Raw genomic sequence first — 23,352 nt, forward strand, 5'->3', positions numbered from 1 at the left:
GACCCCAATCATATTGGGGCCCTGGCTATTCTTCTACAATATCTTTCCATCGTTCGCGCCAAACAATCCCTTCGCGAATCCACTCTTCTACTTGACGCTGCTTTTCCTCCGAGATTCCGATCAGGCAAGCGATGCGGGCAATCTCTTTTGTCTCCGACGGGGATAGCTTCCGATCGATCAATGCCATGTGGTAGAGCTTGCGCATCATAACGAGCTTTTCAGCCTGGGTCATGGCTACCAGGTCTTCCACGATGACCTCCGGACGCTTCGGATAGTCCATATCATCCATCAAAATTTGTCGTTCTTTCAATGTAAAATGCTCCGAATTCACGATTTCATGAATACGATCCATTTCTTTATTTCCTATATAACCGTCGGCGTGCCCGACGCAGATCATCAAGCGAATGGACGCAAACAAAATGTGTTTGTCCTTTTCGATTTTGGTATACACCGGCATAGCTCCTCCTCAAAGAACTTTATGAGCATAATAAATATCTACATATGATAATACGATGAAAAACGAAAGCGGTTTCACATGATTATGTGACAAATTTATGCTATTCCCTAACAAAAATGCCCCTGAAATCAATCCAGCCATAGGCATCCAGACTTACACCAGATAACCGTGGATGAGCAAGCATTTCTACCCGATTCGAATATAGCGGGACAAACGTACTGCAAGCCGCAAGCGCATGCATGATGCTCTCTACGCAAGCTTGTCGGTCTTGTTCTGTTCGGGCGCACGACATGCGACTCATCCAATACGCAATCTCTTCCTTTCCACGCGGATCTAAATGATGAGAAATACTCAACGCACCAGCGTGTAGAAATTCTCGTAACGACAGCTCGGCCCTTTCATCTACATTCGCACTATCCACAACTAAATCGGCCTCTTGCAATAACGAAGGCGAGGCAAGCTCCTCCGGGGATGCATACCTGATCTCTATGGCAATTCCGTATTCCTTGCACGTTTTCTGAATCCACCGGGCATCTTCTATATGATCGGAGTCTGGATACGTATAGAGTGACAGCGCCTCTCCCTGATACCCGCTCTCTTTGAAAATACGAGCCAACTCCTGTGAATCCGGCACTTCTCTTTTTTCTTGGAACGAATCGGTTTTACCCCAGATGACTGCATGCTCCCTCGTTCCCTGTAGCTCTTGTCTCAAAGCTTGTCCACAAACGATAGCGACCATGAGACTCCGAAATTCGCGATCTGACAGCGGACCATTTTTTGCTCCGTTCAAGCTGACGTATTGAAAACAATCTTCCAATCTCCCAACGTCACTCCATGCCAGAAAGCTCCTATCGCAATGTTCATCCAAAGCCGTTACGGATAGCGTGCTTTCATCTGCATGCGCTTCTACTGCCATTCCAGGTACGCACCAGATTTCGATTCGGTCCAAGAACGGCCTTCCCCCAAAATAAGGCGTGAACGCTTCCAGCACGAGCATGGAATCATCGTTGCGGACTACACGAAACGGCCCCGTTCCTACTGGCATTTGCGCAAATTGCTCCCCCATCTCCTGAACGTAATCACAGGGGACTATTGCCATATATTCCTTGCTTAGTGCCTGTAAAAACAATTCATCCGGCATATACAAAGAAATCGTCAATACGTAGTCATCTTTGACGGTAATCGATTCGATGGAAGCGGCTAGCCAGCGATGTTTATAGGAATGCTCCATCAAACGAAGTAAAGAAAAGCGCACATCATCGGCAACAAGTGGTCGGCCATGATGGAATAAGACACCTTTCCGCAAGTAAAAAGTCCACTGCTTTCCTTCCTCACTAGCCTCCCAATAAAAAGCGATAGCGGGTTCAATCCGTCTCGTGACTGGATCAAACTGGACCAGACAATCAAATAGCTGCTTGACCATATGTGACTCGGAGCGCAGGAGAATATGAATCGGATCAAGCCCTGCGAATGGTCGACTGTAAAACAAACGCAAGGTATCGACTCTGCCCTTACTTCCCTTTTCCCGCTTCACACGATGCCCAAACTGACTATTCATCCATCGTGAAAAATTTTCACCCAAAGCTTGCAAATTTACCCCATATTCGTCGATCATCTCCCGTGCAGCACGAATCTCTCCTTTTTGCACGAGTTCTTTGGCTACGCTCATGATCAGGTCTTCGGGCGCGAGCAAGCATGTCAAAACAGATCGGTTTCCTCGCCCTCTCCCCGGCTGCCAGATTACCCATCCATGGCTTTGCATTTTTTTCAAAGTCAGTGTCGCATTCCGCAACGTACAAAATAAAACCGAAGCAACTTCAGCTAACGATATGTCATGCGGGCGCCCTATCGTTTCATCAGGCCGCCCCGCACATAAACGGATGTATTGTTCAACGAGTTGCATCTTGCCACCACCAATTCGCCCATAAAACATGAAAAAGCTATTCGCCTAATCGTACGCTTTTTCTCCGGTCTTTGCCACCTTACAATTCTAAAAACACCAACTAACCGGAAAAAGCCGAAAGAAAGGATTTTTCTTATGCCACACATTCCGCATGCTCTCAGTCGATTCTTTGCTGTGTATCCGACACTCCTCTGGGTCCGTCTATTCGGCGAAACGCTCACTTCACTATCCAGCGCCATGATCGCCCCGTTTCTCGTATTGTACTTGAGCGAGAACATCGGCGGCTCTGTCACCATGACCATGCTCGTCATTGGTTTGCAGCCCTTCTCCGAGATTTTGCTGACGCTATTTGCTGGTGGCATCACGGACCGCTATCGCCGAAAATCAATCATGCTACTCGCCTTGTTCCTGCAAGGCTTCGCCATGTTGGGAATGGCTTGGGCAGACTCTATGCTGGGCTTTGCGATCCTGTATATCATCAACGGCACTGGCCGCTCGCTGTTTATCCCTGTCAGCCGTGCGCATCTTGCTGATACGATTTCCGCTGCACATATGGCCGCTGCCTTTGCTCTTCTCAATACTTCCAGTAGTATCGGGGCCGCATTGGGACCTTTAGTCGGTGTCATCATTTATAAGTACGATCCTGCTATGGCATTTTTGTTTACTGCGATCTCACTATTAATCTATGCTCTTGCCGTTTGGTGGAAAATCCCGCAAACTCCGCTGCCAGAAGCTCCCGTTGTGGAAGCAGCAGACGTACGTTCACGCAGCTCCTGGCATGCTTATCGACCAGCCCTTGCCATCATGCTGCTGTCTTTGCCAATCAGTCTGTTTTACGCCCAAACCGAGACAAATCTCCAGCTACATCTCAAATACACGCTGCCAGACTATTTGCAAACTCTCGCTTTGCTCATTGCGGTAAAAGGGGGCCTGCTGCTCCTGTTCGAGTACTTGCTCGTCAAATGGACCCAGCACTTGCCGGCTCGCCTGTTGATTAGCGGCTCGTACATTTGTTTTCTCATCGTATCCTTGGGCTATGCCTTCATCGACAACGTGCCTGTCCTTCTCGCCTTGCAAGTGTTGCTCGTCATCGGAGAAAGTATTGGTCTGACTCAGTTAATGGCCTTCGTCACCCGGATATCACCTGTTACGATGCGCGGGCGGTACTTTGCGATTACGGGAACGCACTGGGACATTTCCCGTACGTGCGGACCGTACTTGGGTAGCCTTGTCTTGCTGCATTATGGCGGCACGATCCTTTTCACCATTGCCGCAGGCATTCTCTTGATCGGTGCTGGATTCATGTACGTGTATCTTTCCACAAACGAAAAAGCCTCCCCGTTTGAACAGGAAGGCTGATTCGATCCGATTAGGTTAATAAGAAGCGATCTTCACTGAAGCTTTCTCCACCGCGGGCTGTTTCGAATGCGCGAAGCAGATCCTGCGGTTTCATCGTCCGTTTTTTCTCATCCGGAATGTCGAGGATGATTCCCCCATCGTGGAGCATCAACAGGCGATTCCCCATGTTCAACGCTTGTTCCATATTATGCGTGACCATAATTGTCGTCAGTTTATGGCGTTCCACGATTTTTTCCGTTAAATCTACAATCAACTGCGCCCGTTTCGGGTCAAGCGCTGCTGTATGCTCATCGAGAAGCAAAATCTTTGGCTCCGTGAAGGTAGCCATCAACAGGCTCAGTGCTTGGCGCTGTCCCCCTGAGAGAAAACCAACTTTGGTCTTCAAACGGTTCTCCAGCCCCTGATCCAGCTGCTTGAGCTGCTCACGGAACAGCTCTCGCTTCTGGTTATTCACCCCAAATCCAAGTGTACGACGTTTTCCCCGCCCCAATGCGATTGCCAAATTTTCCTCAATCGTCATGTTCGGCGCTGTACCTGCCATCGGGTCCTGAAACACACGGCCGATCAGACCTGCGCGTTGGTGCTCTGCCAAGCGGGTGACATCTTTGCCGTCAATCGTAATGCTTCCGTTATCTGGCGTCAGTCCACCAGAGATCATGTTCATCATCGTCGATTTACCGGCACCATTACTACCAATAACGGTGATGAACTCTCCCTTCTTAACGTGCAGATTGACGTTTCGAAGCGCGATCTTTTCATTCACAGTTCCTGCGTTGAATACTTTGTTGACGTTTGTAATTTTAAGCATCGCTGCTTCCTCCCCTTGCCGAGCGTACCGCTTGCTTTTTCCAGATGCCTTTTGCCACAGTAGGTACTGTCAGGGCGATGATAACAATCAGGGCAGTAATCAGCTTCATGTCAGAAGGATTGAGTCCTGCATCCAGAGCAAGGGCAATGACCAAGCGGTACACAATCGAGCCGAGAATGACAGCAAGCGTCACTCGGAAAATCGAAGAGCTGCCAAACAATACTTCCCCGACAATAACGGAAGCGAGACCGATGACGATCATCCCGATCCCCATTCCTACATCCGCAAAGCCTTGGTATTGGGCTACCCACGCACCAGCTAACGCTACCAAGCCATTGGAGAGAGCCAAACCGATAATCGTTGTCGAATCCGTGTTTACCCCAAAGCTGCGGATCATCTTCGAATTGTCACCTGTCGCACGCAAATCCAGACCCATATCCGTATGAAGGAACCAGTCAATGATGAGCTTCAACACCAGAACACCTACGATAAAGACGATTGCTACACCTGTCAGCAAGGTAACTCCACCTACGGCCAGGTTCGGAATGCCCATATCCTTCACATAAGTGAACAAGGTATCTTCCCGCAAAAGAGGCAAATTCGCTTTTCCCATGACACGCAAATTGATCGAGTACAAGGCAATCATCGTCAAGATCCCCGCCAAAAGTGCGTTAATCTTTCCTTTGGTATGCAAGACGCCCGTAAAAGCTCCTGCCAAACCACCTACGATGAAAGCCAGCAGGGTGGCCAAAAACGGATTGGTACCATCGATAATGAATTTGGCTGCGATTGCGCCTCCCAAGGCAAAACTACCATCTACGGTCAAGTCAGGAACGTTTAGGACTCGGAAGGTCAGATATACACCGAGAGCCAAGATACCAAATAATAAACCTTGCTCAATGGCTCCCATTATTGCCAGTTGATTCATAGAAGAAATCCTCCAATTACTGCATTTATTACTCGATCACTTGTCCAGCACGGTCGAGCATGGCTTGCGGAATCGTCACACCCATTTTTTCCGCCGCTTTCTTGTTCAATACGAGCTTCATGTCTGCTTGCACTTCAACAGCCATATCAGCCGGCTTCGCTTCACCCTTCAGGATTTTTGTTGCCATATCAGCTGTTTGCTCGCCCAGCTTTGTGTAGTCGATCCCGTAAGTGGCAATCGCTCCGCTCTTCACAGAGTTTTCTTCACCAGCGATGACCGGAATTTTTTGTGCTTCAGCGACACCGATAACAGCTGCAATCGAAGAGACGACCATGTTGTCAGTCGGTACGTAGAAAGCATCTACTTTGCCGACCATGGACTCAGCTGCTTGCTTCACTTCTGTCGCGCTCGTAATCGCCGCTTCTTTAATCTCTAAACCAAGCTTGCCGGCTACTGCTTTTGCCGCATCTACCTGTACTTTGGAGTTGACTTCGCCAGAACTATAAATGATTCCAACAGATTTCGCATCAGCTTTCATTTCTTTGATCAGCTTCAATTGCTCTTCAACTGGATTCATATCCGATGTACCAGTTACGTTTGCTCCCGGCTTGTCCATCGCTGCTACCAGACCAGCTTCTACCGGGTCTGTTACCGCAGTAAACAGGATCGGAATCTCTTTGCTGGTTTGTGCAGCAGCCTGTGCCGTTGGAGTCGCAATGGCCAACACCAAATCTACTTTGTCAGCCTCGAATTTTTGGGCAATCTGAATGGCTGTATCCATGCTCGCTTGAGCGGATTGCACATCGATTTTTACTTGCTTGTCTTTTTCGTAACCATTTTTAGCCAGTTGGCTGATAAAGCCCTCTCTCGCTGCATCCAAAGCAGGGTGTTCAACGAATTGGGCAATCCCAATTGTCAACTGCTTGGTTTCAGTAGACGGAGCAGGCGCCGTCGTGGTAGCAGGAGCGGGTGTAGAATTGTTTGCAGGGGTAGTGCTTTGCTGTCCACAAGCGGTAACAGACAAAAGCAATAAAGGAAATAAAAAACTCTGAAAAATTTTAATACTCTTCTTTTGTTTGAACATTTAGTGAATTCCCCCTCGTGAATTTTTTTTTACAGTTTAACATGGATAAAACGGTTTTAAAAGAATAAAAAGAGAGCATGACGCTCTCTTTTTACTTGATGATTTCTTTCGCCTGTTGTTTGAGTGCCTCAGAAATAGTGAGCCCAAACTTTGCAGCAGCTGTTTCATTAATATACAAATCAGCTTGTTTCGAAATCTCTACAGGAGTATCAGCAACCGTCTGCCCTTTTAAGATACGGGCAGCCATATCGCCTGTTTGTTTACCGATTTGGTAGTAATCAATCCCGTAAGTAGCAACCGCTCCACGTTTCACTGTATCGGTATCAGAAGCAAATACAGGAATTTTGTTTTCCTCTGCTGCTCCCAGTACCGCTTCAAAAGAAGATACGACGGTGTTGTCAATTGGGATAATAATGGCATCTGCTTTACTAGCAAGACTTTGAGCTGCAAGCTGCACTTCGGATAACTGCGAAATGCCTGCCTTGATGATTTCTACGCCTTCTTTTTGCGCTGCGTCTTCCAATTCTTTGACCTGTACCTCTGAGTTAATTTCGGAAGTCGTATAGATCACGCCCAGCTTTTTCAGCTCAGGCAGGAAGGTTTTCACCAGCTTCAATTGTTGTTCCATCGATACTTTATCGGACGTCCCGGTCACGTTTTTGTCTGGTTTTTCCAGACTGCCAACCAGTTGAGCCGAGATCGGGTCTGTTACGGAACTGAAAATAACAGGTTTGTCAGCAATCGCCTTGGCTGCAGCCTGAGCGGATGGCGTCGCAATCGCTACGACAATATCCTTCTTATCTCCGGCATACTTCTGTGCGATCGAGACTGTATTGTTCATGTCACCATGGGCGTTCTGGGAGTCTACCTCCAAGTTCTTGCCCTCTTCGTAGCCAGCGTCCTTCAGACCATCCAAAATTCCTTTATGAATAGCATCCAGCGCAGGGTGCTCCACGAATTGCGTCAGCCCCAGCTTCACTGTTTGCCCTTGGCCTGTCGTTGCCGCTGTCTCTGTTTTCCCACCTGTTTCGTTACCACATGCTGCCAAAGAAAACGCCAGCAATGCGGTCAGTACCATACTGACTGCTCGTCTCATCTGTACTTCCTCCTCTAGTCTCTGCTCTTTCGCTGCTCCTAATCACCCTAAGTAATTAGGCTCATTGCCATCTATGCAACTTGTGTCCCATTATAGCAATTATATTACGCATTGAGAAGCCCCCTTTCCTCACTTACGTGGAACCGATTTCTTCCTCTGCTTTGCCGACTTTCTTTACATATACCCTGGTGATTCTGTAATGGTCGACCTCTCCCACGACAAATTCGTACTTTCCCTCTTTTACCCGATCTCCCACGCGCGGCGGATGGTCGATCTGCATGTAAATCCAGCCAGCAAGTGTATCTACATCGCTCGACTCCAATTCGATGTCCAGATAATCGCCCACTTCTTCCAATAACATACGCCCGTCCAATGACAGCATGCCGTCGCTTCGTTCTACCTCTGGGCGTTCATCGTCAAACTCGTCCTGAATGTCACCAACAATTTCTTCCATTATATCTTCCAGGGTCACCAGGCCCGCAGTGCCCCCATACTCGTCAATGATAATTGCCATTTGACCTCGTTGTTTTTGCAGCATGGTTAACAATCGGCTGATCGAAATCGTCTCCGGTACCGTCAAAATCGGACGCATGAAGGTCTGAAGATCATGACTCTCTCCTTCCAGAAGCCCTGTCAGCATATCCTTGATGTGCAAACTCCCCACAACATGATCTTTGTCACCATCCACTACTGGATAACGGGTAAAACGTCCGTTTTGGACATGCTTCACGTTCTCGTCAAAAGGATCGCGCAGGTTCAGGACAACCATATCCGTACGCGGAACCATGATTTCTCTTGCCATCGTCTCCGAGAAATCAAAAATATTGTCAACCAGCATCAGCTCGGTTTGATCAATCAAGCCGCTTTTATGACTTTCATTGACAAGAATGCGTATCTCTTCTTCTGTATGTGCTTCCTGATGCGGCTCCAAAGATATATGAAAAAGCCCAAGAAAATGGCTCGCGGACCAGTTCAGCATTTGAATAAAGGGATACATGATTTTGTAAAAGAGTTGGATCGGCTTCGCTACTGCCAGTACCACCTTTTCGGAGTATTGAATAGCCAATGTCTTCGGAGCCAGTTCCCCCAGTACAATATGCAAAAACGTAATCACCGAAAAAGCAATAATAAAGGAAATACTGGTAACAACCGTTTCATTTAAATGGAAGTATCGAAAAACGGGATGCAGAAGATGCGCAACAGCAGGCTCTCCTAGCCAACCGAGTCCTAATGAAGCAAGCGTAATGCCAAGTTGGCACGCAGAGAGGTAGGCATCCAAATTGTGCAGGACCCTCTCGACGTCGACAGCGCGCTTGTTTCCTTCCGCTGCGAGCTGTGCAATGCGCGACTCCCTTACTTTTACGATCGCGAATTCAGTCGCAACAAAGAACCCGTTCAGGAGTACGAGGATCATGACCAAGATCAAATTAAACAAGCTTCCCCAAATTGCCATGCTCCCCTCCATCCTTTCCATCCATGCTTTGGGATATTGTTTCCCATCGTAGCCAAAATGTTACCTGTTCGTTTTTCTTTCTTTTTGAGATTGTGATACCATAGTGCTGATTCCTATGCCTTTTGTAACGAGGTGAGTCTATTGTCCTACCGTCCAGACCTGCCCTTGATCGTTCAAAGCGATCGGACGATATTGTTGGAAACGCAACATCCTTTATTTTCCGAGGCCAGACAAGCTATCAGCGGTTTTACTGAGCTAATCAAGAACCCAGAATACATCCATACCTATCGGATTACCCCTTTATCGCTTTGGAATGCGGCTGCATCCGGTCTCACATCACAAGAGGTAACAGACGTGCTTGGCAACTACAGCAAATACGGTGTCCCGCCAACCATTGTCAAAGAAATTGAAGATACGATGCGAAAATACGGCTTGTTTCGTTTGGAACGCATTGGTGATCAACTCGTATTAATGAGTGAAGACCCGCTTCTTTTAGCAGAGGTGACTAGTTATCAATCAATCGCTGTTCTTTTTGAGAGTGAATTTGTCATCAAAAGCTATGCGCGCGGGTTGATCAAACAAGAGCTGATCAAGCTCGGGTTTCCTGTACAAGATTTGGCGGGCTATACAGAAGGCGAATCCTGTGCAGTCAGCTTGCGGGAAACGACATCTCGAGGCAAAGCATTCTCTTTGCGTTCTTATCAAAAAGAAGCTGTCGATGCCTTCTATTCCGGAGGCGCTGTGACCGGGGGAAGCGGCGTTCTCGTCCTCCCCTGTGGTGCAGGAAAAACAGTCATTGGACTTGGTGCCATTTGCCAATTGCAAACAGCCACCCTCATTTTGACCACGAATACGACATCGGTTCGCCAGTGGATCGCTGAGCTCTTGGACAAAACAGGACTTGATCCAAATATGGTCGGGGAATACACTGGTGACAACAAAGAAGTCAAGCCAATAACTGTGGCAACTTATCAAATTCTTACATACCGCCCCACCGCCGAAGATGATTTTCCTCATCTGAAACTCTTTTCAGAGCGCGACTGGGGGCTTATTATTTACGATGAGGTGCATTTGTTGCCCGCACCCATCTTTCGTGTAACTTCTGGGATTCAAGCCACTCGCAGACTTGGGCTGACTGCTACTCTCGTTCGGGAAGACGGGCGGGAAGAAGATGTTTTCACGCTAATCGGTCCAAAAAAGTACGAGGTTCCGTGGAAAGTCATGGAAGAGCAAGGCTGGATCGCAGAGGCGCATTGCCGAGAAATTCGACTCCCCTTTGAGCCGAAGTGGCGAGAGGCCTATGCACATGCATCCGCTCGTCAAAAGTTTCGCATTGCAGCGGAAAATCCCAAAAAACTGGAGGTCGTCCGCGAGCTATTGGAGAGGCACGCCCACGATCGCGTTTTGATCATCGGGCAATATATCGATCAGCTTGAACAAATGGCAACGGCCCTTCAACTGCCACTCATTACAGGAAAAGTACCGGACAAAGAACGCGAGCTTTTGTACACGCAGTTTAAAAAAGGGGAAATTACACGCCTGATCGTATCCAAGGTAGCCAACTTTGCGGTTGATTTGCCTGACGCCAACGTCGCGATCCAAATTTCCGGGACGTATGGTTCCAGACAAGAAGAGGCACAGCGCCTGGGACGTATCTTAAGGCCCAAAACAGACGACAACACCGCCCATTTTTATACATTGGTAACGCGAGACACGAGAGAACAGGAATTTTCGCTCCATCGCCAGCTTTTTCTGGTCGAACAGGGCTATCCATACGATATTATAGAAATCGAAACGCTGGTCTGAAACGTTTACGAATAACCAGCGTCTCATAGAGGGAAGGGAGGCCAAAGATTCAATGCAATCCGACGCCGAAATCATTCAGCGGATTCTTCAAGGCGACATCGAAGCGTATCGCGACCTCATCCAGCGATATCAGCATATGATATACGTTTTCATTTACAAAATGGTAAACAATCGCTCTGATGCAGAGGATCTCACTCAAGAAGTATTTGTTAAAGCGTATGAAAAATTGTCCACATTCCGTGGGGACAGCCAGTTTTCTTCTTGGTTACATACGCTTGCCCGAAATAAGAGCATCGACTTCTTGCGTCGCCGAAAGTATCATGACTCGGATGAACAATTGGCCTATGTGCCATCTAATACACGGGACGAATCCCCTCAGGAATCGCTCATGACAAAAGAGCAACGTCGAGAAATTCAGGAAGCCTTTGCTCTACTGTCAGATTCTTATCGTGAAGTGATCGTCCTTCGCTGTACGCACGAATATCCGTTTGAAAAAATAGCTACGCTCCTCGGCATCGCCGAATCTACAGCTCGCGTCCGTTACTTGCGTGCTCGTCAGGAACTCGCAAAATTGTTATCCCGCAAGGAAGGGGGGCTCGTACATGAACTGCCAGGCATTTAGAAAAGCATGGCTAGATGACACAGATAGCGATTCATACTCACATATTGAAACCTGTGACGAATGCATCGCTTGGATAGAAACGCAAATGACAACAGAAGAGGAGGTGCAGTTCTTGAAGGAGGTTCCACTGCCTCAAGCGAACCTGGAAGACAGAATCATGCAAGCAATCTACCAGACCGCCGGAAAAGGTGTACCCCCTCACGCCGCTACTGCATCTTCAGAACAACAAACGAGTACAGTGATTTCAAAGCCAAACAAGCGTTGGACCAAAGGCTTCCCTTCATACGCCTGGGTTAGCGCAGCGGCAGTCTTGCTCGCAGTCGGTTTCGTCGGTTACCAACAACTGACACCAAGTAATATTCAAATGGCTGCCATACAAGAAAACGGAATGAAAGACACCAGGAACACGATTGCATACGACGAAACGGAATCAAAATCGGAACCGCAAGCTCCAGCACCTGCTATCGCTTCCCTACCAGCAGCTGCTGATAGTCCGACGATGAAAAAAGCAGAAAGCAATCCAGAGTCTGCGGCTACACAATCGCAGGTCGCTCCGACTGCGCCTGCAAAAGATACACCTCCTGCCTCACCTGCCCAATCGAACAATGCGATTGCAATGGTGAAACCTGAGGAAAAAGCAACCACACCAGAGCCACGTACGATCAATAAAGACGGGCAGAACAGCGTGGCATCTCGCGGATTACAGGGGAACTCAGCTGATCAAGCGGCAAAAGCGAAATCAGAAGTTCCAGCGGAGTCAGCTAATACGGGTAACCATATAGCCGCTAAGGAAGCCAATGGCGCTGCTGCTGAGAATCCTACGACATTTGGGATCGCTTCCCAATTGGAACCAGACACAGCTGATGGCGGTTCGACTGAGAACGCATTGGTCGGTCCAACGTTGCCAACGGCAGCGAAGCAGCCCATTACGCTCTCTTCCTTCACAGATTTGAACACCGCTGTACAAGCATCAGATATGCCCGTTCCAGCCCTGTCGCAATCACCGAATGGGTTCTCGATGAGTACGGTATCGGTCCAATATGAATCCGAAACCAGCCAGAAGGTGACTCGCTTAACTTCAGATTACAAGCGAAACAACGACTGGATTCGCATAGATGTTGTGCGAAATACTGAAGGCAAGCGCAGCCTCTCTATCCCAGGTACTTTCTCGGCTACCCAGTTGTTCGCGGTCAACGGAGAGCAAGCTATTGCTGTTTCTTTTGATCAAACGGATTCAAAAGCATCAACAGCCCAGCACTCGGCTCATTTTAACGCTCAATCCGACAACCAATCGTTGTATGTAGTCATGACGGCACATGGTGTCACCTTAAATGAATTAATGGATGCTGCCAAACATATCACATGGAATCCGTAAAAAGATCCCTACGATTAGAAAAGACACGACTTGATTTTCAGGATCGTGTCTTTTTTCTGTTCTGTCTTTTGATCCAATCCAACTTACGATATATTGAAGGAAGATAATTCTGAGGAGCTAACGAATGGACAAGTTTCACATCTGCTTCGGCCTATCTGCCTACGGTACACTTCGATCCGTCTTCCGCAAACAGAATCTACTACAAACGGAAAGCATCATCTGTATCGAGGATGATTTTTCAGTTGGACCGCCTCTACGCCGGTTAGAGATTCGATTGAAGTAAAAAAACGCTGTCCTCTTTCGCAAAGTGACAGCGTTTTTTCCTACTTTTAATGCTTTTGATTTTTCTCCTGATTCCACTGCTTGATCTGCTCGATGATTTCCCGAATTTGATTGCGTGCTTCCATATGCTCAGGCTCGCTTCCCCAATGCTGAATCAGCGGTGGCATTGCTTTTGCCATTGTCGTGTACAGGCACCATATTTTCACCATCTCTACGCGCTCAGGGGTCGCTTCTCCTGTCAACAGCTCTGTAAATTTATGAACTAGATCCTCCAATTCAGGGACCAACGCTTCTTTTTTCTCGTCCATGTCAGTTACCTCACTTTCGGGAACTTTTCTATTTGTATCCTTGGTTTATTTTACGAAAAAACACCCACGCGGAAAAGGAAGATTTTTCAGGTGGGATCGGTTACGCTTAAGCTATCAGAGAATCGAGGTGAAAACTTATCAAAGGCATTTGTATTCGACTGGTGCCAACAACCAGAGATAATTGGCAAGATGCATTACGCTTGCAGGTACAAGATGAGCAGCAGCGCTTTGTTCCGTCTGTTGCCGTTTCACTGGCGAAGGTCCATATCCGACCTGATGGTGACAACTGCGAATATGAACCATTTTGCTTGTATGATGCTGATAAAATGGTTGGGTTTGTCATGATTACCTATGACGCCTCAACAGATTGGTGTTACTGGTTCAACGGTTTTTTGATCGATCACCGGTGCCAAGGTAAAGGATATGGCAGAGCGGCTCTCGCAGCGATCCTGGATACGGTTCGGAACCGTTTCCCACAAAGCAGATTTATCAACCTGACCGTATGCCCGGACAATGCAGGTGCTAGACATTTATACAGTCAAACCGGTTTTGAAGAAACGGGCGACGTATACGATGGAGAGATTGTCTACAGACTCACATTATGAAGTGCATGAACAAAAACCGCCAGAAATTGGCGGTTTTCATGCGTATAGCTATTTCGTTTCTGGTACCATGAATTGCAAAAGACCAAATGCCACTCCTGCCGTCAATAGTGCACTCCAGATAATAATGCCCACCGACATCCACAGCATGAGCTTTTTCGTAGGGGCTCCCAGCGAGATACCGATAGCAGCACCCAGCGGGGCTCCTGTTAAGAGCGGCGAAGCGAGACCAAGACCAACCACTCCGTATTTATCCCATATCTGCCACATGCGCCCCTGACGATTGCTCCGTTTCTCTACACGCTTTAAAAGCCAGTTGCGCAACGAACCTCCCACAAAAATAACAGCACCTGCGCTGATAATCGCACCCACCGCACTAAATATTCCGATCAGAATCGGTGGTAGCTGCAACATAAAACCTACAGGGATCGCTGCCCACAGTTCAAACATGCCAGATAGTGTCACCGAGCCTGCTTTCCATAATACATCCATTCTATTTCGCCTTTCTCCTCTCGCTGTCTATTTCATTCGTCATGATAAAGACGAGCCGCCTTGGGATAAAGTAACGAAAAAGGTCAAATTAGGATGTGACATCCCTTCGGATAAAGGTTGCGTACGCAATGATCAGCGCTGCGATCGCCCATACACTCAACACGGTCAACGAGAAAGGCAACGTCATCCCCTTAATCGGAGGCAGTGTTCCATTGAGATAATCCGTCAACTGCAAATTAACCACGAACAAGTATTTGGACGATTCCCAGGAGGATGCCATCTGCGTCAGGATCGTTCCGCTAATTAACGCGGCCATCATAATTCCCATCCCCGCAGCCGCACTCCGAACCAAAACAGAGACCATAAGTGTTACCGTTGCAACCACAACGCAGACGAACCAGCCCAGACCATACTGCATCAGCAAAAATTGCCATTGTGGCAGCATGAAAGCCCCAGATGTCTCCAGTTCTCCTCGCGATACTTCAAAGCCAGTCAAAATAGGAAGGTCCCAACCTGAATAGCCAAACACGACCCCAGAGAGCAAATAAGCGAGAATTAGTGTCGTGAGAACCGTTAGAGAGGTAAACAGCAACAGGGTGATGTATTTGCTGGTCAGCACCTTCCAACGCCGTACAGGCCGCGTCAATAGCAGCTTGACTGTCCCCTCGCTAAACTCAGAAGATACGAGGTCAACTGCGAGTACAACGATAATCATCGGCAAAAACATTGAAATGGCTTGGTCCATAAAGCCACGGGCAAAAGTAGGTCCACCTGGCGCCATCGGGTTAATGTCGTGATCCAAATAATATTGCTGCTGTGCGATCCGGACCTTGATAAAATCTCTCCACTCTTCTGGAAGACGGCTTGATGCCAGCCTGTTTTGCATATCGACGATTTGTTGGGTTAAGAGCGGGCGCCAGTCGGTCGTCCCCATTCGTTCTTGTGCAGTGACAACCGAGCGGTACTGTGCGTATGTAAAAATCGGAATCAGAATCGCCAAGATGAGCACGACAACGAGAAAACGGCGCCTGCGCAGCAATTTTATGGTTTCATTCTGTACGAGCCCCACCATGCTCTGCTCCATGACTTCCCCCTCCTCCCGTCAATGTAAGGAACAGGTCTTCCAGTGTAACCGTCTTCGTCGCAATTCCCATCACAGGTATGCCGCCATTGACCAACGCTTGGTTAGCCTCGCTTACTTTTTCAATATCCATGCGGGATTTCAGACGCTCTTCACTGACCACCCACACTTCTGTCACTGCTGGTAGGTTTCGCAAGAGCTGCTCGGCCTTTTGTATATAAGAAGACGGGATTGTCCAATCGACCTGATCAGCAAACTGCTCCATCAGTTCTTTGACTAATCCAACCGAGATGACTTTTCCTTGGCTGATAATCGCCACCCGGTCGCACATCATCTCGATTTCACTGAGAAGATGGCTCGAAATAAAGACAGCGAGCCCTTCCTCCTCGGCAAGCTTGCGAATAAACTGACGCAACTCACGAATTCCTGCCGGGTCCAAACCGTTCGTCGGTTCGTCCAGGATCAATATTTTCGGCCGGTGCAAAAGTGCCTGCGCTATCCCAAGGCGCTGTCTCATTCCGAGTGAGTACGTTTTTACCTTATCATCAATCGCCCGTTCCAAATCAACAAAGCGAACAATTTCCTCAATACGCTCAGGCGTAATACCACCGCTCATTCTCGCAAACTGCTCCAGATTTTCTCTGCCCGTCAAAAACTTGTACAGCTCCGGGTTTTCGACGATACAACCAACCTGGGCAATCGCTTGCGGAAACTGTTCCTGAAGGGAGATGCCTCCGATGCGAATATCTCCCCCATCCGCTTTTGCCAATCCAACGAGCATGCGGATCGTGGTCGTTTTGCCTGCGCCATTCGGCCCGAGAAATCCAAATACCTCTCCGGCGAAAACGTCAAACGTAATATCATGAATGATCGGCTTTTTGCCAATCGCTTTTTGCAATCCTTTTACTGAGAGGACCGTTTCGGCCAATGTGCGCCCTCCTATCTGAGTCTCCCCTCGTCAACTGACGATGGCGTTCTGTTTATGGTACACTGTCATAAGATGTCCATCCACATTATACCATGACCATACACTTTACAACGAATAGGAGGATACCCGATGCGCACATCCGGCCAATTTCTTTGGCGCACGGCAGGTCTCTTGTCTTTACTCTCCTTTCTCTTATTTGCGACAGGTTTTGTCCTCGCGATGAATCCGCAGCAGCTGGCCCCATCCACAGCTAACCCACCTGCGCAAAAAGAGCAGCCACCCTCTCCTTTACCAGAAAAGGGTGTCCACAAAGTAGTCGCTCTAGGGGATTCCCTCACGCGCGGTGCCGGAGACGCAAACGGCCAAGGCTATGTCGGACTCGTTCGCCAAGCATTGGAGAAAAAATCGGGACAGTCGATTACGTTCACAAACCTCGCGATAAATGGACAGGAATCATCTGAGCTGCTCAAGCAAATGTCCCAGGAGCAAGTGAAGAAGCTCCTCGCTGAAGCCGATCTGATTCTTTTTACCATCGGCGGCAATGACTTGTTCAGGCAGACAGGCGGGCTGTATACCATTGAAAAAGAAAAAGTGACCACGGCTCTTAATAAGCTCGCGGTCAACTATGAAGAGATTCTCAAACAAATTCGCAGCGTTAACAAGACCGCGACGATCGTTTACACTTCCCTGTACAACCCTTTTGGCAATACGGAAGCATCCGTCGACACCATCGGGCCCGTGCTCGATTGGAACAATCAGGCGTCCCAAATCGCCTCACGATACCCGCAAGTATTCGTGGTGCCGACCTACGACTTATTCTTGCGTAAGGAACAAAACTACCTGTATACAGACCACTTCCACCCGAATGCGGAAGGCTATAAACGGATGGCTGATCGCATCTTGCAAGCCCTAGAGTGATTCAACCCTCGCTTCATTCAAGGATTTGCCCCGGGTTGCCTCAAAAGCACGAGCACCCGCCCATTGGAAGGCACTACTCATCATCGAAGTCGCTGCTACCACCAGGAACAAGGTCGTACCTCCGTAATGTGCCAACAGCAATCCGCCCATCCACGGACCGATGAACTGGCCGAGGTTGCTGAAGCTTTTCGCACCGTAATAGCTGCCCCGCATATTCTCCGGGGCCATTCGGTCGATCAGGACGTCTCCTGCGGTAAATGTAAGGATTTCGCCAATCGTAAAAAACACCATTGCCACAATGAATATCAGCCACGAATTGGCAAAGGCATACCCAACGTCACCAACTGCATACATGGCGTTTCCCACCAAAATGGCGGTGAGAGGCGTCTTTTTTTCTGCCCAGGTCGTCAACGGAAGCTGCATCACAACGACGACAATCGCATTGACTGTCATCAGGATGGCAAACAGCTCTGTTCCATTCACGACCGTCATTTCTGCGAATTTGGCCAGCGTAGAAGACATTTGCGAGTAGCCAATCGCTCCTAAAACACCGGCGAGCATGTACAAACGAAACGCTTTATCTTGCACCACCACACTGAATGCTCGGCCGAATGTAACAACTTCTTTCTTTTGGCCTTCAATTTGCTTAATGCCGAACTTGTTCAATAATCCTTGCAAGCTAATCACATAAATGAGATATATCAGTGCAGTCACCAGGAAAGGTAGAGCGACAGAGCTTTTCGCAAGCACTACCCCTGCGATAGGCCCTACCGCTACCCCAACATTAATCGCCATGTAGCGGATACCGAATACACGAAGCCTCTTCTCTTGTGGCGTTACATCTGCCATCAGCGCCTGTGAGACCGGTTCGTAGAAGGATCGACAGAGTCCCCCTGCTATATTGAGCAAAAGCAGAATCCACGGGTCTTTACTAAGCGCAAATCCGACGAACACGAGCGTCCACACGTACAACGCACCTAGCATGACTCGTCTGCGCCCGATTCTGTCCGACCATGCTCCCGCAATAAACCCCCCGATTGTACCCGCGAGCGGTCCTGCTCCAATCGTCAATCCGATCATTGCCAAGCTCATATCTGTTTGATTGGACAAGTATAAAAACAAAAACGGCATGCTCATCGAGCTGGCAGCCCGGACGAACACGGTCCCGACGACTAATGACCAGACGATCGGGTGAAACTCCTGTAAACGCATCTTGATCCAGCTCATTTTCTCTCTCTCCCCACGACTGTTATGTACTCCCACCTCTGCCAGAACAGATGCTCTGTGATGTTCCCATTGTAGAGAGGCAATGGTCGTTCGTCAATGAGCATTCAAAATTTTTTGATTATGAAACTTTTCTATGAGAGTAATCAAAAATTCGATAAGGTTGGACACGCTAACCCTGGACAACGCAAAAGACCGCCAGAAAGCGCTGACGGTCTTTGCCTCTCCTTTTATAAAACAACTTCGATACGATCAACTATTTCTCCCTGTTCGTTCCATTTCACCGCACGGTAAACGCTATCATGGTAAAACGTGAACCAAGCGCCTTGCTTGATCCCGTTGATGATCCATTCTTCTTTTGCATAGATGGAGGTCATCGGGTAATCGTCGTAGGCCATCACCCATAATGGATTTTGGTGAGCGTGTGTAGGCATGATGTCCGCCAGATGCAAAAGCACCTGCCCCTCTGTCTCCATCCGGACGATAGCATGTCCCTGGCTGTGACCACCTGTATGATGAAGCGTGATTCCTGGCACAACTTCGTGCGAAGCTCCGTACGTCTTCACCTGATTCTCAATCGGACGCCAGTTTTCTTCCCAATATGTATTTTTCGAGCGAACATTCGGCTCTCTCATCTCCGCCCATTCCTGCTCCTGTACGTAGATGACGGCTTTTTGAAATGTAGAGACAAGTTGTCCATCACGTATAGAGACAAGTCCGTTGGCATGATCGTAGTGCATATGTGTCATTATGACAATATCAATACCGGCAGGAGTCAACCCTTTCGCGGCAAGGGATTCCACCACTCGAGACTCTTCTTCCAAGCCAAAATTGCGCTTCTGTTTTTCCGTTAGCCGATCATTCCCTATACCTGATTCAATCAAAATATGCTTGCCATGAGCCTGTACCAGGATCGGGTCGGCACGCAAAGGGATTTGATTGAGATCATTCGATGGGTATCTTTTGCTCCATAGCGGCTTGGGCACCACTCCAAACATGGCGCCTCCATCCAGCTTCGTGAGCCCCCCTCTCAGCCAAGACAATTGAAACTGACCTACCTGCCACTCGTTCCCTACCATGATCCTGACGCCTCCTCGATTGCTCGGAATGATGATTGAAGTTCGAAAGCGAAAAGCACCCCGTTCAGGGTGCCTACAGCTTTTCTGCTACACTTACAGTTCTAGTCGCCGGGGCGATTTCTAACAGGAGATCACTCGATACAGCCTGCACAGTGACATCTGAATCACTTCGTCTATGATGAAGCACGAGTTGCGCTACCTTTTCAGTCTCTCGGTAAACGCTGATTAATGTCTGTAATGGATTGGCACTCCCGCCCGCGATCAACTTAAACCCCGGGGCTATCGTAAACGTCCATCCCTCCACCTCTACTAACGGTGCTAACGAGTACAGGAAGTAACGTTTCCCTAAGAGAATGCCATTATGGTTCATCAAGGCGAGAGCCCCCAATCAAATGAATTTGAACAGTATAACTTCATTTTGCAAAAATTAGCGGTGGTTGAAAAGCGATTCGACAAAACTTCTAAAAAGACGACATACTTTTCTTAATCATATCCGATTCGCCTTGTTTTCGAAATAGAAAATCTTTTCAGCACCTTAAATCGCTCTTCCGACGGTCGCACCCTCCAAAATAGCTCGCTTGGCATCGAGCTCTCCCGCTTCTTTCGCCCCGCCTATGAGGTGCACAGGCAGCCGATCAAGCAATGCGTGGTATAGAGCATTGTTGGAGGTCGCTCCAGCCGCTACAATGACCGTATCAGCGGGTATCATGCGTTCCTCGCCGTTCTGAATAAAATATACCCCTTCTTCTGCAATCCGGCTATATTCAATTTGTGTCAGCATCTCCACGCCACGTTTCTTCAGGTTGGCGAGAACTGCCCAGCGCGTCGTCTTGCCCAAGCCCGATCCGACATGCTTCCCACGCCGCAGCATGCTGATTTTTCGTTTTCGCTGTTGTAGTTGCTGTACAGCTTTTCCATCCAGTATTCGATACTCCTGCAAGTATTCCGCTGCCTTCGGTGAGATCGTTTCGTCGTGCATCAGCAAATGGGACAAATCACACGCGATTCCTCCCGCACCGACGATGACCACTTGTCTACCTACCTTGGCGCGCTTTTCAAATACCGCATCATATCCCTTCACATGTCCGAGCTCCATACCTGGAATCTCTGGACGCCGTGGAATGACTCCCGTTGCCACCACAACTTCTGCAAAGCCCTCTTCGATCAAGGCTTCTGCCTCTGCCAGTGTTCCCAGCCTGATTTCGACACCAAGACGCGCAAGCTCTGTCTGATAATAGCGAAGCGTTTCATTAAATTCCTCTTTACCAGGCACCTGTTTGGCGTAGTTTAATTGTCCACCGATCTGTTTTTTGGCCTCCATGATGACCACCTGGTGCCCTCGTTCAGCCAGCACACGAGCTGCCTCCAAGCCGGCAGGACCCGCGCCGATTACAGCTACCTTCTTGCAGTTTTCCGCCGGAACCAACTGCCACTCTGCTTCTCTGCCGACGAGAGGATTGACCAGACAGGAGGCTACCTTCCCATCAAAAATATGGTCGAGACAAGCTTGATTGCAAGCAATACATGTATTTACCTCATCAAAGCGTCCTTCTTTGCTTTTCTGAACGATATACGGGTCCGCTAAAAATGGACGGGCCATCGAAACCATATCACTGCATTCTTCATACAAAATCTTTTCAGCCTGACGTACGTCGCTGATTCGATTGCTGGCGATAACCGGGATGTTCACGACCTGCTTGACTTGCTGGGCTACCCATACATATGCTCCACGCGGCACCATCATGCCAATCGTCGGTACTTGTGATTCATGCCAGCCAATTCCGATATTGAGAGCATCAACACCTGCCTCCTCCAGCATTTTGGCAAATTGCAATGTCTCTTCCATCGTCGTACTATCTGGCATCAAGTCCAATCCCGACATACGGTAGATGATCGGATAATCCGGTCCCACTGCTTGGCGGACACGCTTAGCCACCTCAATGCCAAAACGTGCTCTGCGTAAAAAGTCCCCACCCCACTCATCTTCTCGCTTATTGGTCACAGGGGACAAAAATTGATTGATCAAGTATCCTTCCGAACCCATGATTTCTACGGCATCAAAACCAGCTTTTTTGGCGCGGACGGCACCATCAGCAAAACATTGGATCGTAGATTCGATCTCCTCTGCGCGTAACTCTCTCGGCTTCCAACGGTTAATCGGCGCCTGCAATGGCGATGGGGCTACCGGGTCTAATCCTGTCGCTTCCTTGTACGCATAACGCCCGGCATGGAACAGCTGCAACGCAATTCTTCCATTGGCTTGATGAACCTCTTTCGTGATCAGGCGCAATTTCTCGATATCCTCGTCCTGGTATACATTGCAATACTCGTCGCCCATGCCGCCTTCTGGATGTACGGCAGCCCCTCCAGTCACGATCAGACCTGCCTCTCCATTTGCACGCTCTGCGTAAAAGGCAGCAAGCCGCGCTACACCATTCTGCAGCTTTTCAAATCCAACGTGCATGGACCCCATCATAATGCGATTTGCCAACGTCATCGAACCAATCTGAATCGGTTCCCATACTTTTGAAAGTTCCACGTTAAACGCCTCCCAACGAGTGAATGCTCATTCATTTTCATTATCTATACGATTCTCTCTCTCCTCCTCATATTCCTCCTTACTCGCCTTTCATGCTAAAAGCTCAGGACATTACGCCTGAGCTTTCCTTATGTACAACCTATTTTCTTATGTGCCGAGTTTGACGAGCATCCCCAAATCCCCGGAAAACCTGGCGATGGTTTCTGTAAATGCCATATCCTCCGCTTCTGTTCGCGGCATCTGCACGATAAAGTGATAATCCAGCACGACATTCGCTTCTGCCTGCATGCCAGACTCCACAAAGCGGCGCTTTTCTGTCAGTGAGCACTCAGCTACCAAGCTTTTTGCTTGCGTCCATAATTTTTGAATCTCCTCATCTTGCAAGCTATAAGGATAGACAATTTCCACCTCAATTTCACAGCTGTCCTCTTCCGCAAGTGGAAACAAATGAATGGTAGCCGTTGGTTGCTTCTCGTTCTCCGCCTCGGAAAATGTGATCAGAACCTCTTGCCCTTCCGATTCTTCCAACAAAGAATGATCAGAGCGCAAAACGATATCTGAGATCATTCCATGCATATGTAACTGTTGATTTAGTTTTTCCACCATAAATTGTAGCACGTACTTCTTTCCTCCTGTTTCACGATATCCTCTCGTAGCAGTATAGCATGACTTCTACAGATGCGAAAAACCCCTTCACGAGGAAGGGGTCGGTGTATTGTTCATATTTTTTTGATTCATGAATTCTGACAGCCACGCACGACGTACTTCTTTGTTTGGACAGTAGCCTAAAATGTAGCTTTCTCCGCGCATATATTTTTCCTTAATCCACTCTTTATGCTTGCGGAAAAAGGCGTGCTGGAAATCAATCGGCATCTGCTGATATTCTTCCAAAGCTGAAGGATTCTGGAGGAAAAAATCTTCATCGTACACAAACTCTTCATTTTGTTGGCGGCTGATCAGGTACACAAAAGCAATCACCAAGAACAGGTTCACCAAGAAAATCGTCAT

The 23,352-nt window shown here is 48.4% G+C and carries 24 protein-coding genes; 7 read left to right on the top strand and 17 right to left on the bottom strand.

Going from position 1 to position 23,352, the window contains the following annotated elements; genetic code table 11:
- Positions 1 to 25: 25 nt before the first annotated feature.
- Together FO446_RS19595 and FO446_RS19600 are read right to left on the bottom strand one after the other, a co-directional pair.
- Entirely contained in the window at positions 26 to 457 is a 432-nt protein-coding gene (locus tag FO446_RS19595; protein ID WP_173612298.1) for a tellurite resistance TerB family protein, read from the bottom strand.
- Between the two features lie 100 nt (positions 458 to 557).
- Complete coding sequence (locus FO446_RS19600; protein ID WP_237898869.1) at positions 558 to 2,360, bottom strand: SgrR family transcriptional regulator; 1,803 nt, start codon at positions 2,358 to 2,360, stop codon at positions 558 to 560.
- Positions 2,361 to 2,495: 135 nt separating this feature from the next.
- Between FO446_RS19600 and FO446_RS19605 the strand changes: the two genes are divergently transcribed.
- The gene (locus FO446_RS19605) at positions 2,496 to 3,719 is read left to right on the top strand and encodes an MDR family MFS transporter (protein WP_237898871.1); all 1,224 of its coding nucleotides are present in this window, start codon (positions 2,496 to 2,498) and stop codon (positions 3,717 to 3,719) included.
- Between the two features lie 10 nt (positions 3,720 to 3,729).
- Here the strand turns inward: FO446_RS19605 and FO446_RS19610 are convergent, their stop codons facing one another.
- From FO446_RS19610 to FO446_RS19630, 5 genes are all read right to left on the bottom strand, one after another.
- Positions 3,730 to 4,527 carry an ABC transporter ATP-binding protein gene (locus FO446_RS19610; protein ID WP_173612295.1) on the bottom strand — a complete coding sequence of 266 codons (798 nt, stop codon included), beginning with the start codon at positions 4,525 to 4,527 and terminating at the stop codon, positions 3,730 to 3,732.
- Positions 4,520 to 5,455 carry an ABC transporter permease gene (locus tag FO446_RS19615; protein ID WP_173612294.1) on the bottom strand — a complete coding sequence of 312 codons (936 nt, stop codon included), beginning with the start codon at positions 5,453 to 5,455 and terminating at the stop codon, positions 4,520 to 4,522. Before FO446_RS19615 ends, FO446_RS19610 begins: the two co-directional genes overlap by 8 nt.
- Before the next feature lie 28 nt (positions 5,456 to 5,483).
- Entirely contained in the window at positions 5,484 to 6,539 is a 1,056-nt protein-coding gene (locus FO446_RS19620; RefSeq protein ID WP_173612293.1) for an ABC transporter substrate-binding protein, read from the bottom strand.
- A 91-nt stretch (positions 6,540 to 6,630) separates the two neighbouring features.
- Complete coding sequence (locus FO446_RS19625; protein ID WP_173612292.1) at positions 6,631 to 7,635, bottom strand: ABC transporter substrate-binding protein; 1,005 nt, start codon at positions 7,633 to 7,635, stop codon at positions 6,631 to 6,633.
- A 133-nt stretch (positions 7,636 to 7,768) separates the two neighbouring features.
- Positions 7,769 to 9,088, bottom strand: coding sequence for a hemolysin family protein (locus FO446_RS19630; protein WP_221868824.1), 1,320 nt, complete (start codon positions 9,086 to 9,088; stop codon positions 7,769 to 7,771).
- Between the two features lie 141 nt (positions 9,089 to 9,229).
- Here FO446_RS19630 and FO446_RS19635 point away from each other — a divergent pair, with 141 nt between their 5' ends.
- The 4 genes from FO446_RS19635 (at position 9,230) to FO446_RS19650 (ending at position 13,174) form a co-directional block, all read left to right on the top strand.
- On the top strand, positions 9,230 to 10,894 hold the full coding sequence (locus FO446_RS19635) for a DNA repair helicase XPB (RefSeq protein WP_330873222.1): 1,665 nt from the start codon (positions 9,230 to 9,232) through the stop codon (positions 10,892 to 10,894).
- Positions 10,895 to 10,946: 52 nt separating this feature from the next.
- A complete protein-coding gene (locus FO446_RS19640) occupies positions 10,947 to 11,516 on the top strand; it encodes an RNA polymerase sigma factor (RefSeq protein ID WP_007716978.1) in 570 nt (189 codons plus the stop codon).
- Positions 11,497 to 12,891: a hypothetical protein gene (locus FO446_RS19645; protein ID WP_237898874.1), complete on the top strand. Its 1,395-nt coding sequence runs from the start codon at positions 11,497 to 11,499 to the stop codon at positions 12,889 to 12,891. The genes FO446_RS19640 and FO446_RS19645 overlap by 20 nt, the downstream gene beginning before the upstream one ends.
- A gap of 124 nt (positions 12,892 to 13,015) precedes the next feature.
- Positions 13,016 to 13,174 (top strand): DUF1835 domain-containing protein, encoded by a 159-nt coding sequence (locus tag FO446_RS19650; RefSeq protein WP_221868821.1) that lies wholly within the window; start codon positions 13,016 to 13,018, stop codon positions 13,172 to 13,174.
- A 46-nt stretch (positions 13,175 to 13,220) separates the two neighbouring features.
- Here FO446_RS19650 and FO446_RS19655 read toward each other — a convergent pair whose 3' ends face one another.
- Positions 13,221 to 13,481 carry a DUF2573 family protein gene (locus FO446_RS19655; protein ID WP_047068533.1) on the bottom strand — a complete coding sequence of 87 codons (261 nt, stop codon included), beginning with the start codon at positions 13,479 to 13,481 and terminating at the stop codon, positions 13,221 to 13,223.
- A 146-nt stretch (positions 13,482 to 13,627) separates the two neighbouring features.
- Between FO446_RS19655 and FO446_RS19660 the strand changes: the two genes are divergently transcribed.
- Positions 13,628 to 14,086 carry a GNAT family N-acetyltransferase gene (locus FO446_RS19660; RefSeq protein WP_221868854.1) on the top strand — a complete coding sequence of 153 codons (459 nt, stop codon included), beginning with the start codon at positions 13,628 to 13,630 and terminating at the stop codon, positions 14,084 to 14,086.
- Positions 14,087 to 14,134: 48 nt separating this feature from the next.
- Here the strand turns inward: FO446_RS19660 and FO446_RS19665 are convergent, their stop codons facing one another.
- The 3 genes from FO446_RS19665 to FO446_RS19675 all read right to left on the bottom strand — a co-directional run bounded on the left by FO446_RS19665 (position 14,135) and on the right by FO446_RS19675 (position 16,584).
- Complete coding sequence (locus FO446_RS19665) at positions 14,135 to 14,575, bottom strand: small multi-drug export protein (protein WP_173612287.1); 441 nt, start codon at positions 14,573 to 14,575, stop codon at positions 14,135 to 14,137.
- A gap of 88 nt (positions 14,576 to 14,663) precedes the next feature.
- The gene (locus tag FO446_RS19670) at positions 14,664 to 15,659 is read right to left on the bottom strand and encodes an ABC transporter permease (RefSeq protein WP_237898877.1); all 996 of its coding nucleotides are present in this window, start codon (positions 15,657 to 15,659) and stop codon (positions 14,664 to 14,666) included.
- The gene (locus tag FO446_RS19675) at positions 15,625 to 16,584 is read right to left on the bottom strand and encodes an ABC transporter ATP-binding protein (protein WP_173612286.1); all 960 of its coding nucleotides are present in this window, start codon (positions 16,582 to 16,584) and stop codon (positions 15,625 to 15,627) included. Before FO446_RS19675 ends, FO446_RS19670 begins: the two co-directional genes overlap by 35 nt.
- Positions 16,585 to 16,713: 129 nt before the next feature.
- On the opposite strand from FO446_RS19675, the gene FO446_RS19680 reads away from it, so the two are divergent.
- Positions 16,714 to 17,502: a GDSL-type esterase/lipase family protein gene (locus tag FO446_RS19680; RefSeq protein ID WP_173612285.1), complete on the top strand. Its 789-nt coding sequence runs from the start codon at positions 16,714 to 16,716 to the stop codon at positions 17,500 to 17,502.
- On the opposite strand, the gene FO446_RS19685 is transcribed toward FO446_RS19680, so the two are convergent.
- The 6 genes from FO446_RS19685 to FO446_RS19710 form a co-directional block, all read right to left on the bottom strand.
- On the bottom strand, positions 17,494 to 18,729 hold the full coding sequence (locus FO446_RS19685; protein ID WP_173612284.1) for an MDR family MFS transporter: 1,236 nt from the start codon (positions 18,727 to 18,729) through the stop codon (positions 17,494 to 17,496). The genes FO446_RS19680 and FO446_RS19685 overlap by 9 nt on opposite strands.
- A 227-nt stretch (positions 18,730 to 18,956) precedes the next feature.
- The gene (locus FO446_RS19690) at positions 18,957 to 19,805 is read right to left on the bottom strand and encodes a YtnP family quorum-quenching lactonase (RefSeq protein WP_237898879.1); all 849 of its coding nucleotides are present in this window, start codon (positions 19,803 to 19,805) and stop codon (positions 18,957 to 18,959) included.
- Between the two features lie 73 nt (positions 19,806 to 19,878).
- Positions 19,879 to 20,175: a hypothetical protein gene (locus tag FO446_RS19695; protein ID WP_173612308.1), complete on the bottom strand. Its 297-nt coding sequence runs from the start codon at positions 20,173 to 20,175 to the stop codon at positions 19,879 to 19,881.
- A 165-nt stretch (positions 20,176 to 20,340) separates the two neighbouring features.
- Positions 20,341 to 22,344: an FAD-dependent oxidoreductase gene (locus FO446_RS19700; RefSeq protein ID WP_237898882.1), complete on the bottom strand. Its 2,004-nt coding sequence runs from the start codon at positions 22,342 to 22,344 to the stop codon at positions 20,341 to 20,343.
- Between the two features lie 147 nt (positions 22,345 to 22,491).
- The gene (locus FO446_RS19705; RefSeq protein ID WP_237898883.1) at positions 22,492 to 22,962 is read right to left on the bottom strand and encodes a hypothetical protein; all 471 of its coding nucleotides are present in this window, start codon (positions 22,960 to 22,962) and stop codon (positions 22,492 to 22,494) included.
- 75 nt (positions 22,963 to 23,037) lie between these two features.
- Positions 23,038 to 23,352 carry a hypothetical protein gene (locus tag FO446_RS19710; RefSeq protein WP_007717017.1) on the bottom strand — a complete coding sequence of 105 codons (315 nt, stop codon included), beginning with the start codon at positions 23,350 to 23,352 and terminating at the stop codon, positions 23,038 to 23,040.

Source organism: Brevibacillus brevis (assembly GCF_022026395.1).
GTDB lineage: Bacteria > Bacillota > Bacilli > Brevibacillales > Brevibacillaceae > Brevibacillus.